This window comes from Nocardiopsis potens DSM 45234, from assembly GCF_000341105.1.
Lineage (GTDB): Bacteria > Actinomycetota > Actinomycetes > Streptosporangiales > Streptosporangiaceae > Nocardiopsis_A > Nocardiopsis_A potens.
The window spans coordinates 92401-104853 of sequence record NZ_ANBB01000056.1 but is presented as its reverse complement, the minus strand read 5'-3'; the positions used below and the strand labels follow the sequence as shown (position 1 = coordinate 104853).

Annotated in this window: 15 protein-coding genes and 1 rRNA gene; 8 read left to right on the top strand and 8 right to left on the bottom strand. The window is 73.4% G+C overall.

Features of this window, described 5'->3' with window-relative positions; translation table 11 throughout:
- Nucleotides 1–256 precede the first annotated feature (256 nt).
- The gene (locus tag D459_RS0123140; RefSeq protein ID WP_017595390.1) at nt 257–598 is read left to right on the top strand and encodes a hypothetical protein; all 342 of its coding nucleotides are present in this window, start codon (nt 257–259) and stop codon (nt 596–598) included.
- Nucleotides 599–602: 4 nt separating this feature from the next.
- Here D459_RS0123140 and D459_RS0123135 read toward each other — a convergent pair whose 3' ends face one another.
- Nucleotides 603–977, bottom strand: a complete 375-nt coding sequence (locus tag D459_RS0123135) for a cupin domain-containing protein (protein ID WP_017595389.1) — start codon at nt 975–977, stop codon at nt 603–605.
- Nucleotides 978–1075: 98 nt separating this feature from the next.
- Between D459_RS0123135 and D459_RS0123130 the strand changes: the two genes are divergently transcribed.
- The 3 genes from D459_RS0123130 to D459_RS0123120 all read left to right on the top strand — a co-directional run bounded on the left by D459_RS0123130 (nt 1076) and on the right by D459_RS0123120 (nt 2548).
- Nucleotides 1076–1522, top strand: coding sequence for a MarR family winged helix-turn-helix transcriptional regulator (locus tag D459_RS0123130; protein ID WP_017595388.1), 447 nt, complete (start codon nt 1076–1078; stop codon nt 1520–1522).
- Nucleotides 1523–1625: 103 nt separating this feature from the next.
- Nucleotides 1626–1744, top strand: a 5S ribosomal RNA gene (gene rrf / locus D459_RS0123125).
- A 168-nt stretch (nt 1745–1912) separates the two neighbouring features.
- Nucleotides 1913–2548: a suppressor of fused domain protein gene (locus D459_RS0123120; RefSeq protein WP_017595387.1), complete on the top strand. Its 636-nt coding sequence runs from the start codon at nt 1913–1915 to the stop codon at nt 2546–2548.
- A gap of 86 nt (nt 2549–2634) precedes the next feature.
- On the opposite strand, the gene D459_RS32475 is transcribed toward D459_RS0123120, so the two are convergent.
- A complete protein-coding gene (locus tag D459_RS32475; protein ID WP_051065518.1) occupies nt 2635–3657 on the bottom strand; it encodes a DMT family transporter in 1023 nt (340 codons plus the stop codon).
- Nucleotides 3658–3731: 74 nt separating this feature from the next.
- Between D459_RS32475 and D459_RS0123110 the strand changes: the two genes are divergently transcribed.
- On the top strand, nt 3732–4625 hold the full coding sequence (locus D459_RS0123110; protein WP_017595385.1) for a LysR substrate-binding domain-containing protein: 894 nt from the start codon (nt 3732–3734) through the stop codon (nt 4623–4625).
- A 48-nt stretch (nt 4626–4673) separates the two neighbouring features.
- Here D459_RS0123110 and D459_RS0123105 read toward each other — a convergent pair whose 3' ends face one another.
- The 4 genes from D459_RS0123105 to D459_RS0123090 all read right to left on the bottom strand — a co-directional run bounded on the left by D459_RS0123105 (nt 4674) and on the right by D459_RS0123090 (nt 8245).
- Nucleotides 4674–5525 carry an inositol monophosphatase family protein gene (locus D459_RS0123105; protein WP_017595384.1) on the bottom strand — a complete coding sequence of 284 codons (852 nt, stop codon included), beginning with the start codon at nt 5523–5525 and terminating at the stop codon, nt 4674–4676.
- Nucleotides 5526–5622: 97 nt separating this feature from the next.
- The gene (serB, locus tag D459_RS0123100; RefSeq protein ID WP_026120688.1) at nt 5623–6834 is read right to left on the bottom strand and encodes a phosphoserine phosphatase SerB; all 1212 of its coding nucleotides are present in this window, start codon (nt 6832–6834) and stop codon (nt 5623–5625) included.
- 101 nt (nt 6835–6935) lie between these two features.
- Nucleotides 6936–7559 carry a DUF1707 SHOCT-like domain-containing protein gene (locus D459_RS0123095; RefSeq protein ID WP_017595382.1) on the bottom strand — a complete coding sequence of 208 codons (624 nt, stop codon included), beginning with the start codon at nt 7557–7559 and terminating at the stop codon, nt 6936–6938.
- A 50-nt stretch (nt 7560–7609) separates the two neighbouring features.
- Nucleotides 7610–8245 carry a DUF1707 SHOCT-like domain-containing protein gene (locus tag D459_RS0123090; RefSeq protein WP_017595381.1) on the bottom strand — a complete coding sequence of 212 codons (636 nt, stop codon included), beginning with the start codon at nt 8243–8245 and terminating at the stop codon, nt 7610–7612.
- A gap of 144 nt (nt 8246–8389) precedes the next feature.
- Between D459_RS0123090 and D459_RS0123085 the strand changes: the two genes are divergently transcribed.
- Nucleotides 8390–9175, top strand: a complete 786-nt coding sequence (locus D459_RS0123085) for an ABC transporter ATP-binding protein (RefSeq protein WP_026120686.1) — start codon at nt 8390–8392, stop codon at nt 9173–9175.
- A 219-nt stretch (nt 9176–9394) separates the two neighbouring features.
- The gene (locus tag D459_RS0123080) at nt 9395–10333 is read left to right on the top strand and encodes an SPFH domain-containing protein (protein ID WP_017595379.1); all 939 of its coding nucleotides are present in this window, start codon (nt 9395–9397) and stop codon (nt 10331–10333) included.
- Nucleotides 10334–10360: 27 nt separating this feature from the next.
- Here D459_RS0123080 and D459_RS0123075 read toward each other — a convergent pair whose 3' ends face one another.
- Nucleotides 10361–10651 (bottom strand): WhiB family transcriptional regulator, encoded by a 291-nt coding sequence (locus tag D459_RS0123075; RefSeq protein ID WP_017595378.1) that lies wholly within the window; start codon nt 10649–10651, stop codon nt 10361–10363.
- A gap of 369 nt (nt 10652–11020) precedes the next feature.
- Between D459_RS0123075 and D459_RS0123070 the strand changes: the two genes are divergently transcribed.
- Nucleotides 11021–11779 carry a sulfite exporter TauE/SafE family protein gene (locus tag D459_RS0123070; RefSeq protein ID WP_017595377.1) on the top strand — a complete coding sequence of 253 codons (759 nt, stop codon included), beginning with the start codon at nt 11021–11023 and terminating at the stop codon, nt 11777–11779.
- 16 nt (nt 11780–11795) lie between these two features.
- Here D459_RS0123070 and D459_RS0123065 read toward each other — a convergent pair whose 3' ends face one another.
- Nucleotides 11796–12416, bottom strand: a complete 621-nt coding sequence (locus D459_RS0123065; RefSeq protein WP_017595376.1) for an HD domain-containing protein — start codon at nt 12414–12416, stop codon at nt 11796–11798.
- Nucleotides 12417–12453: the final 37 nt, after the last annotated feature.

The following is a 12453-nucleotide window of genomic DNA, read 5'->3' as shown; positions in this document are numbered from 1 at the left end:
CTGCGCCGATGGTACTGCCTCCATGGTGGGGGTGGGAGAGTAGGTCGCCGCCGCATTTCTTTTGGGGAGGGGTTTTCGGTGCCTTGGGGTGCCGGGAGCCCCTTTTTCCATGCCCTTCCTTGTGAACAAGTGAAAACTTGTCTGGGAATGAAGAAGGATTTGAGGGCCCGCCGGCTGCTTTTCTGCCCCGGGGGCCTTTCGGTGCCGTTATCGGATGTCTCTACTCTTGGGTTGCACATCCCCAGATCGGAGCACCATGCGCCACATCCACCTCACCTCCGCCCTCCTTCTCGTGGCCCTGGGCGCCACCGCGTGCGGCGGCTCCGAACCCACCCCTGAGAACGCCGTGGCCGGGTGCGAGGACCACATCGAGCGCGATCTGGAGCGTGACCTGGAAGCCCGGGTGGACCTGGAGTTCGATGCCTCCCCCGAAGTCGCCATGACCGGTACCGAGTGGGTGCAGTACGAGGTCGCCGGCGGCTACGACATGGGGAACGGTTCCGGCGAGACGACGCACACCGACTACACGTGCGTGATCGTCAAGAAGAAGACGACCTCCGGTTGGGCGGTGGTGGATCTGCGGACCACCGAGGAGTAGGGGGTCAGCCGGCCCAGGGCGGGGCGACGATCGAGCCGTCGGCCAGCACGCCCGCCAGGCCGACACCGGTGGTCACCCAGGCCGAGGCGGGGCCGGAGGAGAGGTTGTCCAGACGGAGCTCGGAGCGGGCCGGGGCGATGGCGACGTCGCCCGCGCGGAGCCGCTCGGTCCGGCCGTCGATGGTCAGGTGGAGTTCCCCCTCGGTGACGAGGAAGACCTCCTCTCGGGTGATGGTGTGGGCGGCTCCCCGGGTGCCTGCCGGGGTCTGCACGCGCCAGGCGCACAGCTCCCTGCTTCCGGTGCCGGGGTTGGCGAAGGCGGTGAACGTGCTGCCGTGCATCTCGTGGACGACGGCGTCGGCGGGGCGGACGACGGGCATGGGGGCTCCTCGGGCGGTCGCGTCGAATGGTCAAGCCGCTTGACGGAAGCGGGTGAGAACATGGTCAAGGAGCTTGTCTTTTCTGTCAAGATGGGGACATGAGCGATGACGACGGACTGGGGCTCGCGGCCCTGCTGCTGTCCGCGGCCGGGTCCCTGGTGGACCGGATCGACGAGGGGGTGGCCCGGCGGGGCTACGGCGGGCTGCGGCCGGCGCACGGCTTCGCCTTCGTGCGCCTCTCCCGGGGCGGGGCCTCCGTCACCGAGCTGGCCGAGCACCTCGGGGTGACCAAGCAGGCCGCCGGGCAGCTCGTCGACGAGCTGGAGCGGAAGGGGTACGTGCGCCGCGGTCCGCACCCGGCGGACGCCCGGGCGCGCCTGGTGGTGCTCACCGACGCGGGCCGGGCCTGTACCCGGGCGGCGGAGGAGGCGGCGGCCGAGGCGGCCGCCGAGTGGGCCGGGGTGCTCGGCGAGCGGCGCCTGGCCGAGCTGCGGCGGAGCCTGGGGGAGGTCGCGCCCCCGGGGCCGATCCGGCCGACCTGGTGAGCGCGGACCGCGTCGATTTGGCGTCGACCTGGGATGTTGCTATGCTCAGGAGCAGCTGAAACGCACAGGTTTCCGTGCCCCTCGCGGGGTGGCGGGCTAGGGTTTCGGCGGCCATAGCGGGAGGGTCACACCCGGTCTCATTTCGAACCCGGTCGTTAAGCCTCCCAGCGCCGATGGTACTGCCTCCATGGTGCGGGGTGGGAGAGTAGGTCGCCGCCGGACTTTCTTTCGAAGAGGGGATCCGCAAGGGTCCCCTCTTTCGTGTGCCCGGAGTCCCCTCCGGGGCCGGCCCGTCCGGAGGCGGACCGGGGAGAACGGGCGCAGGAGACGCCGCTCCAGGGGAACCGGATCCGGTGCGGGGCCGTCGGTACGGCCATGACCGGAGAAGGCATGACCGAAGAAGAGGACACCGCCGTCGGCTGGCAGGCCATCGGCGCCGCGCTGGAGCGGATCTACGGGGACGCGATGCCGCTGCACGCGGGGACCGAGCACCCGTGGGCGCTGGGCGGGCCGGACCCGCTCGACGGGATCGACTTCTACCCGCGCACCGAACCGGTGCCGCACTGGCACCTGGTCGGCTACGGCATGACCGAGCTCTACACCAAGCAGACCGACGACCCCGCCGAGTCCGGCTGGGGCTTCGAGTTCACCGTTCGGGTGGCCCGCGCCCCGGAGGACGAGCGGCCGCCGATGTGGGCGGCGGTCCTGCTGCAGAGCCTGGGAAGGTACGTCTTCCAGTCGGGCAACCCGTTCGCGGCCGGCCACACCATGCGGGTGGGTCAGCCCCTGGGCGGCCCGGACAGCACCTCGCAGGTGCACGCCCTGGCCTTCACCGAGGACCCGGAGCTGGGGGCGATCGGCACGCCGCACGGCCGCGTCCGGTTCCTCCAGGTCGTGGGCCTCACCCTGGACGAGTACGAGGCCGCTCGGGGCGGCAATGCGGCCGAGGTGCTCCGCGCCCTGGAACCGCGGCTGCCGCTGTACGTCACCGACATCGACCGGGGCTCCCTGCTGGCCGCCCCCTAGCGCCGCGCTCCGCCGCCGCTCGCGGCCGCCCGCCGCCATCGCCGAGGATCCCGGCGGGCGGCGGGCGGCGCGGGCCGGGCGCCGTCTCAGGCCTGTTCGCGCGGCCGCCCGCCGGCCTCCGGCAGGCCGTCGAGGTCCTCCGGGGCGGGCCGAGCGTCCCCGCCGGCGTCGCCGCCGGGAGCGGTGCCGCTCTCGGCGGCGGGCTCCGGCCGTCCCCGGGTGCCGCGGCGGGCGGCGCGCTCGGTCCCCCAGACCGCCAGGACCACCAGCAGGCAGCCGGCGATCTGCAGGACCGAGGGGTACTCGCCGAGGAACAGGGCGCCGACGCCGACCGCCAGCACCGGGGGCAGCACCAGCACGGCCGCGCCGGTGCTGGGGGCGAGCCGGGGCAGTGCGGCGCCGACCAGCAGCCAGGTCAGCACCTGCCCGGTGAGGGCGAGCAGGGCCAGCCAGCCCCATCCGGCCGGGTCCAGCTCCCCCGGGTGGATCCCGGTCCACAGGCCGCCGACGATCGCGGCGGCGACGGCCGCCCCCATGGTCGAGGTGCACACCGGGGTCGAGGAGTGCCCGCGGCCGCCGCCCAGCCGGGACAGGAAGAGGTAGCCGGCGTAGGCGACCCCCGCGGCGCAGCCGTAGACCAGGCCGAGGAGCGCGTCGCCGCCGTCCCCGGCGGTGCCGGAGCCCGGGTCGGCGATCCCGGCGGCCAGGGCCACCCCGGCGAGCATCACCGGGGCGGCGACCAGGAACGAGCGGGGCGCCCGGGTGCCGGTGAAGACCAGGGCGAGCAGCGGGAACACCACCAGCTGGATGTTGAGCAGCACGGTGGCGATGCCCGCGCCGACCTGCTCGATGCTCGCGGTCCACAGCACGTAGTCGGTGCCCAGCAGCAGGCCGGCGGCGAAGTCGGTGGCGAGGAACCGGGCCGGGCGGCGGCCCAGCCGGCGCAGCTCGACGACGGCCATCGGCGCCAGCAGCAGCAGGGCGAGGACGCAGCGCACGAAGGCCGCGGTGCCGGGGTCCGCCCCGGACGCCTTGACGAAGGCGCCGGAGACGGAGATGCAGGCCGCGCCCGCGAGGGCGAGCAGTACCGGGTCGGATCGCTGGAGCATGATCACTACTCTGGCCCGATCGACCGGTCATTAAAAGCGATGATTCGTCGCCGGTATTCGGTAGATTCGGTGATGTGTTCAGTATCGAGCGCCTCCGGGCCCTGGTCGCGGTCGCCGAGCACGGCTCCATCGCGAAGGCGGCGCAGGCCCGCAACGTGACGCCGTCGGGCATGTCCCAGCAGCTCGCCAAGTTGGAGCGGGAGGCCGGGCGCCCGCTGCTCGAACCGGACGGCCGCACGGTCCGGCTCACCCTGGCCGGCCGGGTGCTGGTCGGCCACGCCGAGCGGGTCCTCGACCGGCTCGCCCGGGCCCGCCGGGACCTGGACGACCTCGGCGAGGAGGTGATGGGGCCGCTGCGGATCGGGGGCGTGGGCAGCGCGGTGCGCACGCTGCTGGTCGGGGCGCTCTCCCGGCTGCTGGCCGAGCACCCCCGGGTCGAACCGCGGGTGCGCGACGGCGAGGTGGACGACCTGCTGCCCTGGCTGATGCGCGGCGAGCTCGACCTGGTGCTGGTGGAGAGCTGGGCGTCCCGGCCGATCCCGCTGCCCGCCGGGGTCTCCGCCGTCGACCTGGTGGACGAGGAGGTCTACGTGGCCTTCCCGGAGGGGCGCGGGCCGGCCGGGCGCGACCGGGTGGCCCTGGAGGAGCTGGCCGACGCGGTGTGGGCGAGCTGCCCGCCCGGCACCGGGCCCTGCGAAGGGCTGGTCCAGGCGGCCCGCGCCGCCGGCTTCGAGCCACGGATCTCCTTCTCCCTCACCGAGCTGCCCACCCAGATGGCCCTGGTGGAGGCCGGGCTGGCGGTGGCGCTGGTCCCGGAGATGGGCCGCTCCCCAGGACCGGAGGGGGTCCGGTTCGTCCCGGTGCGGCCGTCGCTGCGCCGCACCATCAGCGCGGCCTGGCGGACCGCGGCCGAGGCGCCCCCGGTGACGGCCTGCGTGGACGCGCTGCGCGCCGCGGCCGCCGGCTGAGCGGCTCCTCCGCCCGGCCGCCGGGGGCGCCGGGCGGGCGGAGGGGGCTCACTCCACCAGGCCGGCGACCCGCTCGGTGAGGCGGCGGCCGAAGGCGCGGGCGCGGGCGCCGGGGGCGGTCGCGGTGAAGGCGGGGGCCAGCTCCGCGGGCACCGGGTCGCCGTGCGGGTCGGGGGGCGGGGCGCCGATCGGGGTGTAGACGCCCCCGGCGCAGCGGACCAGGGCCGCGCCGCCGGCGACGTCCCAGGGGCGGACGCCGGTGTTGCAGGCGGCGTCGGCGCGGCCCGCGGCGACCCAGGCCAGCGCCAGCGCGGTGGAGTAGATCCGGCGCACCTCGGCCAGGTCCAGCAGGTCGGCGAGGAAGCGCAGCTCCCGCTCGCCGGCCCGGCCGGGCAGCGGGATGTCGGTGAGGACCAGCGGGGCGGGCGCGTCGGCGGCGGCGGTCGGCCGGAGTGCGGCGTTGACCCGCAGCGGCAGCCCCGGCCCGCCGGAGAAGCACTCGTCCCGGGACAGGTCGTAGACGCACCCGGCGACCAGCCGCCCGCGCACCGCGGCGCCGACGGAGATGCAGGCGAGCGGGATGCCGCGCAGGTAGTTCCCGGTCCCGTCGATCGGGTCGACGTACCAGGTGACCCCGCCGGGGTCGGCGCGCCCGCCGCCCTCCTCGCCGACCACGGCGGAGCCGGGCACCGCGGTGCGCAGGGTCCGGCAGAGGTGCTCCTCGGCGGCGGTGTCGGCGTCGGTCACCGGGTCGAACCTGCCCTTGGCGGCGACGGTGAGCGGTCCGGTGGCGGAGGTGAGCAGGCGCGCGGTGTCCCGTACGCAGCGCTCGGCCGCCGCGGCGAGCGCGGCCGGGTCGGGGCCGCCGGCGGGCGGTCGGACGGAGCCGTTGGAGGGCAAGGGGGCCTCGCAGGGGAGAAGCGGAGGAGAGGGCCGGGGGCCCGCGATGACTCCGCAGCGTACGCTCTCGCTCACCCGTTGTGGAAGGGGGAGTCGGTCAGCCCTGGCGGTCGGCGGCCTCGACCTCTTCGCGGGAGATGCCCAGCAGGTAGACGATGGTGTCCAGGTAGGGGACGTTCACCGTGGTGTCGGCCTGGGCGCGGACCACCGGCTTGGCGTTGAACGCGACGCCGAGGCCGGCGGCGCGGAGCATGTCCAGGTCGTTGGCGCCGTCGCCGATGGCGACCGTCTGGGAGAGCGGGACGCCGGCCTTCTCGGCGAAGCCCTCCAGGGCGATCGCCTTGCCCTTGCGGTCGATGACCGGGCCGACCAGGCCGCCGGTGAGCTTGCCGTCGACGATCTCCAGGGTGTTGGCCGCGGAGTAGTCCAGCGAGAGCCGGTCCACCAGGGCGTCGGTGATCTGGGTGAAGCCGCCGCTGACGATGGCGAACTCGTAGCCGAGCCGCTTGAGGGTGCGGACCAGGGTGCGGGCGCCCGGGGTGAGCACCAGCCGCTCGCGGACCGCGTCCAGCGCGCTCGCGTCGAGCCCCTTGAGCAGGGCGACCCGGCGGCGCAGCGACTCCTCGAAGTCGAGTTCGCCGCGCATCGCCTCGGCGGTGACCCGGGCGACCTCGTCGGCGCAGCCGGCGTGCTCGGCGAGCAGCTCGATCACCTCGCCCTGGATCAGCGTGGAGTCGACGTCCATCACGATCAGGTGCTTGGCGCGGCGCTGCAGGCCGGCGGGCTGCAGGGCGACGTCGATCTGCTGGGTGGCGGCCTCCATGGCGAGGTCGCCGCGGAGCCGCTCCGGGTCGGCCCCGGAGACCTCCAGCTCGATCGAGGTGACCGGGTAGCTGGCCAGCCGCTCGATCCGCTCGATGTTGGCGCCGGCGCGGGCGACCGCGGAGGTGATCGCGCTCAGCGCGCCGGGGCGCAGCGGGTCGGCCAGGACGGTGACGTGCAGCCGGCCGTCGGGGACCGCGGTGACCCGGTCGTCGCCGGAGGCGAACTCGGCGTCCATCTCCAGGTCGATGGAGGTCTTCTCGACGGCGCTGCGGACCTCTTCGAAGACCCGGTCCCGGCTGACGCCGGGGGCGACTCCCTCGTCCACGGCGAGCAGTGCGCCGAGGACCAGCCGCCCTCCGATCACGACCTGGTCCAGGTCGACGAGGACCACGGGGAAGACGGAAAGGGTGGACAGCAGCCGGGCGCTCACGCCGGGGCGGTCGCGTCCGGTCACCGTGACCAAGAGGGTGGAGTGCTCGTTCATCGCGTTGACCACGGTACTCGGCCGCCCCGAGGTGCAGGTGGGCGGGGCGGGCGGCGGGCGCGCAGCGTTCCACCCGCCGTTACCTTCCCGTTACCTGAAGGTCACCACCAGGACTCGCCCTTCTTCCGCTTCGGCGACTTGGCCTTGGCGTCGATTCCGCCGAAGAGGCAGGTCCCGGTGAGGCGGACGACGGGTGCGTTGGGGTCGACCACGGCGTCGGTGCCGTGCAGCGAGGTGCCCCCGAAGATGGCGGTTGTGTTGTTCACCACACGCACGCCCGGGGGGACGATGATGTCCACCCCGCCGAACAGCACCGCGCACTGGATGGTGACCTCGCGCTGGGAGAGCACCGCCTCGCGCAGGTCCAGCGAGATGCCGCCGAACATGGTGGAGGCGTTGGTGCGCGGTTCGACCAGCCACCGCCCCTTGCGCTCGGCCCCGCCGAAGACCGCGACGATGTTCTCCCGGCCCTGGCCCGAGGCGGCCAGCCGGCGGGCCTCGTCGGTGGAGAGGCTGGCGGGCTCCTGCCCGTGCCCGCCCGGCTCCGCCGCGGGGAGGTCCTGGGTGACCAGGGCGAGCTCGCCGACGGTCTTGGCCCGGTACAGCTCGTCCAGCCGCTCCTCGTGCTCGGCCTGGTCCAGCCGGCCCTCGGCCAGGGCCTCGCGGAGCCGGTCCGCGACGCGCTCCCGGTCGGCGTCGGAGGCGCGCATCTTCTCCGGATCCATGACGGCCTTCCCCTGTTCGGTGCTGTGTGACGAATATGCCATGCCGGGGCTCAGACCGGGGAGTCCGCGGGGGCCTCGGTGCGCACCGAGACCGAGCCGAGCAGGGTGACGCCGGTCAGCACGACCGAGGCGCGGCCGCCGGCGCCGCCGGCGTCGGAGCGGGCGACGTCGGAGCAGCCGAGCACGGAGGCGGTCCGGTCCCGGACGGTGACGCCCGGCGGCACGATCACCTCCAGGCTGCCGAGCAGCACGGCGCACTGCACGGTCACCGAGGGCTGGGCGAAGACGGCCTCGCGCATGTCCAGCACCACGCTGCCGAGCAGGGTGGAGGCGTTGGTGCGCGGCTCGACCAGCCACCGCCCCTTGCGCTCGGCGCTGCCGAGCACCGAGACGATGTTCTCACTTCCGGCCGCCTGGGCCGGGGCGGCGGGGGCCGCCGCGGCCGCGCCGATCGGGGCGGCCGGGCCGAGGTCGGCGGTGAGCTCGGCCAGCTCGCCGAGGGTCTTGGCGGCGTAGGCGGTGTCCAGCCGGCCCAGGTATTCCTCCTGGTCGAGGCGGCCGTCGCTGAGCGCGTCGGCGAGCACCGCGCCGGCCTGCTCGCGCTCGGCGTCGGAGGCGCGGATCCCGGACGGCCCCGGCGTGCGGGGCGCGTCCGCGATGACGTGGGTTCCGGGAGATTCGTTCATGGCTACGAGTATGGTCCGGCGGGCCGGTCGCGGGATCGGGAGGCGACCCTGGTGTTCCCCGGATCCGCGGACCGGGGTGCGTCAGGGTCGAGTAGGTTCGCTGGGGGTGGCAAGCCCGCGGCGTCAGGGAGGACGGGAGCGTCGATGAAGGGCCATGTACTGCGGATGAGCGGCGTGGGGGTGCGGCGCGACGGCGCCGATCTGCTGCGCGCCGTGGACTGGACGGTGGAGGAGGACGAGCGCTGGGTGGTGCTCGGCCCGAACGGGGCGGGCAAGACCACGCTGCTCGCCGTCGCCGCCACCGAGCAGCGCCCCGCCGAGGGCGCGGTGGAGCTGCTGGAGGAGTCGCTGGACGAGGCCGACCCGGCCGACCTGCGCCCGCTGGTGGGCTTCGCGAGCTCCGCGGTGGCCAACCGGATCCCCGACTCGGCCGCGGTGCTGGACCTGGTGATCAGCGCCTCCTACGGGCTGCTCGGCCGGTTCGGCGAGGAGTACCAGACCCCCGACTTCGGCCGGGCGCGGGCGCTGCTCTCCCAGTGGGGCGTGCTCTCCCTGGAGGGGCGCCGGTTCGGCACCCTCTCCGAGGGGGAGCGCAAGCGGGTGCTGATCGCCCGGGCGCTGATGGCCGACCCGGAGCTGCTGCTGCTCGACGAGCCGGCGGCCGGGCTGGACCTGGGCGGCCGGGAGGACCTGCTGCGCCGGCTGGGGAGGCTGGCCGGAAGCCTGGAGTCGCCCGCCCTGGTGGTGGTCTCGCACCACGTGGAGGAGATCCCGCCCGGGTTCACCCACGGGCTGCTGGTCCGCGGCGGCCGGGTGGTCGACGCGGGCCCGCTGGAGCAGGTGATGACGGCGGAGAACCTCGGCGAGACCTTCGGGCTGGAGCTGAAGGTGGAGCGGAACGGCGAGCGGTGGACGGCGCGCGCGGTGTGACGCGTGTAGCGGATGAGGGGAAAGGGGGCATCCCGGTCGGCCGCAATGGGCCGCTCCGGAATTTCCGTTCCCTTTCCTGAACCGCGAATGAGCAGGTAAGACGGGGCGTCGGGCGGCTTTGCGGGGTACTTCCGCAAACGCCGCCGTTCTCCGGGTTTTATGATCGCGGCGTACGCCCGAACGTGCCGCCCCCGACAGGAGAGTCCGGAGTCGCCCCCGATGCTTCCAATAGTCCTCATCCTGCTGGTCTTCGTGGCGATACTGCTCGTCATCGGCTGGCGCAGCGTGTGCATCGTCCCGCAGTCGATGGTGTTCGTGGTGGAGCGGTTCGGCCGCCACCACCGCGACATGAAATCGGGATTCAACATCGTGATCCCGTTCGTGGACCACATCCGGGAGCGCATCGACATGCGCATCCAGGTGGTGAGCTTTCCGCCGCAGGCGGCCATCACCCAGGACAACCTCTCGGTCAATGTGGACACCGCGGTCTACATCAAGGTGACCAATCCCTATAACGCCACCTACAAGGTCGCGAACTTCATCCAGGCCGTCGAGCAGCTCGCCTCGGCGACGCTGCGCAACGTGGTCGGCGGCATGGACCTGGAGCAGACGCTCACCTCCCGGGACCAGATCAACCGCGAGCTCCGGTCGGTCCTCGACGACGCCACCGAGGAGTGGGGCATCGAGGTCAGCCGGGTCGAGCTGAAGGCCATCGAACCCCCGGAGTCGGTCCAGGAGGCGATGGAGAAGCAGATGCGCGCGGACCGGGACAAGCGCGCCGAGATCCTCACCGCGGAGGGCCAGAAGCAGTCGGCCATCCTGCGCGCCGAGGGCGAGCAGTCGGCCGCGGTGCTCCGGGCCCGCGGTGAGGCCGACGCGGAGATGATCGCGGCCAAGGCGGAGGCCGACGCCAAGACGCTGCGCGCCCGCGGTGAGGCCGACTCCATCCAGATGGTGTTCAAGGCGCTGCGCAACGGCGACGTCAACAAGGACATGCTCGCCTACCACTACCTGCAGAAGCTCCCGGAGATCGCGCAGGGCGAGGCGAACAAGGTGTGGATCGTCCCCTCGGAGATGTCCCGGGCGATGGAGGGGATCGGCGACGCGTTCGGCCGGATGAAGCTCGGGGAGACCGACGGGGCCGGGCCCGGGGACTAGGGCGCCGGCCGCGGGGGGAACCGCCGCCTACCCGGCGGCGTCGGCTCCCTCGTACTGGCGGCGGGCGCTCTCCAGCAGGTCCCACCAGGAGGTCACATCGGGGCGGCGGCGCAGCAGCGCCCGCCGCTCCCTTTCCGTCATACCGCCCCAGACGCCGTATTCGACCCTGTTGTCCAGCGCCTCGGCCAGGCATTCGGTGCGCACCGGGCAGCCGCGGCAGATGAGCTTCGCGCGGTTCTGCGCGGCGCCCTGCACGAACAGCGCGTCGGGGTCGGTCTCGCGGCAGTTGGCCTGGAGACTCAGTTCAGCGGTCCACATGTCGCCCCACTCCCAAGATCAGCATGTGTGTACACGTACGGGGGACGGGCGCCATCGGGCCGGGCGGGACGCGCTTGCTCCGGTCCGGTGCGGACACCGGCCCCTCCCGGAGAGCGGTCGAATCGGTCGTTTCGGCGCGCGGCGCCCCTCCGCACCGCTGGGGACGAAACTACGGACCTCGGCACATGATCAACAGTCCCCATTCGGCCCATTTCTGAAATAGCCCGTGTGGGCCATAGCCAAAACGGCGAAGAGCGAGCACGTGTCCACGGAACGTGATCGGGGGCGCCCGGTGTCCGCCGAGGTGCGTCGAGTGCGTAGATTGTATGCAGTATTGCCCAGTGTGATCCGAACACCGAAGGTCGACCGATGGAACTGTGGGAAGCGCTCGCGATCCTGGCCGCGGGCATGGGGGCCGGCGCGATCAACGCGGTGGTGGGCTCGGGGACGCTGTTCACCTTCCCGGTGCTGCTCGCCCTGGGCTACCCGCCGGTGACCGCCACCATCTCGAACAGCATCGGGCTGGCCCCCGGATCGCTGAGCAGCGCCATCGGCTACCGGCGCGAGCTGCGCGGGCAGCGCCGCCGGGTGCTGCGCTTCGGCGCCATGTCGCTGCTGGGCGCGGTCACCGGCGGCGCGCTGCTGATCAACCTCCCGGCGGGGGTGTTCGAGCGGGTGGTCCCGGTGCTGATCGGCTTCGCCTGCGTGCTGATCATCGCCCAGCCGCGGATCGCCGCCTGGGCGCGGTCCCGCAGGGCCGCCGCCCGGCCCGACGGCGGCCCGCTGCTGCCCGTCGGGGTGTACAGCGCCGGGGTGTACGCCGGCTACTTCGCCGCGGCCCAGGGCATCGTCCTGCTCAGCATGCTCGGCACCGCGCTGGACGACAGCATCCAGCGGATCAACGCGCTCAAGAACGCGCTGGCGTTCATCGTCAACGCCACCGCCGCGGTCTTCTACATCGTCTTCGCCGACCCGGCCTGGGCCGCGGTGGGGCTGATCGCCGGCGGGTCGGTGATCGGCGGCTACGCGGGTGCGAGCCTGGGCCGCCGGCTCCGCCCCGGGGTGCTGCGCGCCGTGGTGGTGGCGGTCGGGCTGGCCGCGGTCGTGCAGCTGGTGGTGCAGTTCTGAGCGGGCCGGCGGCGGCTCAGCGGAAGTAGCCCCGCCGGTCGGCGTCCTCGATCAGCGCGGCCGCGTACGCGCCCAGCGCCTCCGACCCCTCGGCGATGACCTTGACCTTCTCCATCACCTGGGCGCGGGTGACCCCGTTGCGCACCCAGGTGCCGCCCTCGGTGTGCCAGTTGGCCAGCATCGGCGCCAGCCGGTCCACGGCCTTGGCGAACCGGGCCTCGGGGGTGGCGCGGGCCTCGAACTCGTCCCACAGCGCCCGGGTCTGCGCGGCCTGGTCCTCCGGCAGGATCGCGAAGATCCGGTCGGCGGCGGCCCGCTCCCGCTCGTCCTGGGTGGCGGCGCCCTCGCTGTCGTAGACGAAGGTGTCCCCGGCGTCGATCTCCACGATGTCGTGGACCACCAGCATCTCCACCACGCGGTCGATGTCGGTGCCCGCGGGCGCGTACTCGGCGAAGATCCGCGCGGTCAGCGCCAGGTGCCAGGAATGCTCGGCGTCGTTCTCCCTCCGGGAGCCGTCGACCAGCAGATTCCGCCGGAGAATACGCTTGAGCTTGTCCGTCTCCAGGATGAACCGGAGCTGGGACGTGAGTCGTTCGTGGTCGACCCCGCCGGTGAATACCGGTGCCGGTTCCGTCACGTACGTCGCCCTCCTAGACAATCGTGGGTGATCACGG

What these genes read in the sequence shown, in the direction of transcription:
- D459_RS0123140 (WP_017595390.1), top strand. Translation starts at nt 257, where the DNA reads ATGCGCCACATCCACCTCACCTCCGCCCTCCTTCTCGTGGCCCTGGGC.
- D459_RS0123135 (WP_017595389.1), bottom strand. Translation starts at nt 977, where the DNA reads ATGCCCGTCGTCCGCCCCGCCGACGCCGTCGTCCACGAGATGCACGGC.
- D459_RS0123130 (WP_017595388.1), top strand. Translation starts at nt 1,076, where the DNA reads ATGAGCGATGACGACGGACTGGGGCTCGCGGCCCTGCTGCTGTCCGCG.
- D459_RS0123120 (WP_017595387.1), top strand. Translation starts at nt 1,913, where the DNA reads ATGACCGAAGAAGAGGACACCGCCGTCGGCTGGCAGGCCATCGGCGCC.
- D459_RS32475 (WP_051065518.1), bottom strand. Translation starts at nt 3,657, where the DNA reads ATGCTCCAGCGATCCGACCCGGTACTGCTCGCCCTCGCGGGCGCGGCC.
- serB (WP_026120688.1), bottom strand. Translation starts at nt 6,834, where the DNA reads ATGAACGAGCACTCCACCCTCTTGGTCACGGTGACCGGACGCGACCGC.
- D459_RS0123095 (WP_017595382.1), bottom strand. Translation starts at nt 7,559, where the DNA reads ATGGATCCGGAGAAGATGCGCGCCTCCGACGCCGACCGGGAGCGCGTC.
- D459_RS0123090 (WP_017595381.1), bottom strand. Translation starts at nt 8,245, where the DNA reads ATGAACGAATCTCCCGGAACCCACGTCATCGCGGACGCGCCCCGCACG.
- D459_RS0123085 (WP_026120686.1), top strand. Translation starts at nt 8,390, where the DNA reads ATGAAGGGCCATGTACTGCGGATGAGCGGCGTGGGGGTGCGGCGCGAC.
- D459_RS0123080 (WP_017595379.1), top strand. Translation starts at nt 9,395, where the DNA reads ATGCTTCCAATAGTCCTCATCCTGCTGGTCTTCGTGGCGATACTGCTC.
- D459_RS0123075 (WP_017595378.1), bottom strand. Translation starts at nt 10,651, where the DNA reads ATGTGGACCGCTGAACTGAGTCTCCAGGCCAACTGCCGCGAGACCGAC.
- D459_RS0123070 (WP_017595377.1), top strand. Translation starts at nt 11,021, where the DNA reads ATGGAACTGTGGGAAGCGCTCGCGATCCTGGCCGCGGGCATGGGGGCC.